1 protein-coding gene is annotated in these 1,639 nt (G+C 65.0%); it reads right to left on the bottom strand.

Annotation, left to right across the window (positions count from 1 at the left end):
* Positions 1–275: 275 nt before the first annotated feature.
* On the bottom strand, positions 276–1,277 hold the full coding sequence (locus tag AC1D1Y_RS25940) for a lysylphosphatidylglycerol synthase domain-containing protein (protein ID WP_477684886.1): 1,002 nt from the start codon (positions 1,275–1,277) through the stop codon (positions 276–278).
* Positions 1,278–1,639: the final 362 nt, after the last annotated feature.

The following is a 1,639-nucleotide window of genomic DNA, read 5'->3' as shown; positions in this document are numbered from 1 at the left end:
TCCCCGCTCCCGATTGCCCCGTCCTGGCTGGGCCGAGGAGCGCAGAGACAAGCGGATCAGGGCCGGCGTTGTCTGAGCCGAAGGCGAGTTTAGCCGGACCCCGCTTGGCTCGAGCACCGCAGGTTGCCCGTAGCGCAGCGTAGGGACCCAGACTGCGGGTCGCCTTTTCTTTGGTGACTTTCTTTTGGCGAAGCAAAAGAAAGTTACTTGCTGCCGGCAACCCCGGCCAGCAAGACCAAGAGAAGGGCGCTCCGCCGGAGCAAGAACCGGCTTCATCAAGCGGCGGGGGCAGAGCCGCTCTCTGCCGTATGTCCAGCCGCATACCTCTCCAACAACAAATACAACACCATCCCCCCAGCCAGCGGCAAGAAGTAGTACAGCGCCCTGTACGCCAGCACCGCCCCCATAAGCGTCCCTTGCCTCACACTGCCGGACAGCAAAGCCAGATACACCGCCTCCAGCACCCCCAGGCCGCCGGGAATCGGCATGATCACCCCCACGATGGAAGCCGCCATCAGCACCCCCAGCACCTTGCCGTACTCCACCTGGCCACCCAGCAGCCAGAACATGGCCGCGCCCATCAATGCCCAGTTGGTGGCCGACAGCAGCAGTTGCACCCCTGCTAGCCCGGGGGAGGGCAAGGTCAGCCGCCGTCCCCGCACACGCCACTCACGCCCGTGCGCCAAGGCGCAGGCTGCTACATAGGCGACGGCCAGCAACACCATCGCAATGCCCAGCGTCCGCAGCGCCGTTGCGCCTATGTGCGCCTGGCTGGGCAGGGCGATGATGCCGCTCGCAAACAGGCTGCCCGCCACCAGTCCGTAGCCCAGCCAGTTGGTCGCCAGGCTCAGGCCCACGATCTGTGCGATGGTCGTTTCATCGAGACCGGCCCGCGTGTACAGCCGCGCCCGCAGCGCCACGCCGCCCACCAGCGAGCCCAGGTTCAGGTTGAAGGCATAACTCGTCACCGCGATGGCCCAGGTTTGCAGGCGAGGAAGTTTGTGGCCTGTGTGGCGCCGGCCTATCAGGTCGAAGCAGCCGTACAGCGCATGGCTCGCCGTCGCGAGGCCCAGCACGCCCAGCAACAGCCACGGCGAATAGCGCCACAGCGCCTGCCAGGCGCCGGCCCAATCCACCTTGTGCGCATGCGACACCAGCAGGCCCAGCACCACAATTCCCAGCGCCGGGAATATCCAGCGGCGCACGCGCGGCCACAGCGATGTGGCGGTGGATGTGGATATGGAGTCGGCGGGAGCGGGGGCCGCGGTGCTGGACATGATGAGGGAATCTTCCCTGGGGCTCGCGCCCGGCGCCAGAGCTTGGCGGCGGTGCTTTCTGTAGGCGTAGACCGACGGGCGGGTTTCTGTTTTCTCTGCTGAGGCTTGCTGGCCGGGGGTAGCCCGGCAGCTACTCACTTTTCTTTTGCTTCGCCAAAAGCAAAGTAAGCAAAAGAAAAGGCGACCCTGGTTGCTGCGTCCCTGCGCTTCGCTACGGGCAACCTGCGGTGCTCGGTCCAGACGGGGTCTCGCTAAACTCGCTTCGCTCAGACAACGCGATCCCTGATCCGTCTGGACCTCCGCTCCTCGGCGCATCCACAAGGGGTGGGGAGTGAATACCAATACCTAAGAAACAAGGACTC

The organism is Polaromonas sp. P1_G1 (assembly GCF_056405595.1).
The sequence above is the reverse complement of the archived record's forward strand: the minus strand, read 5'-3'. Positions and strand labels throughout refer to the sequence as shown.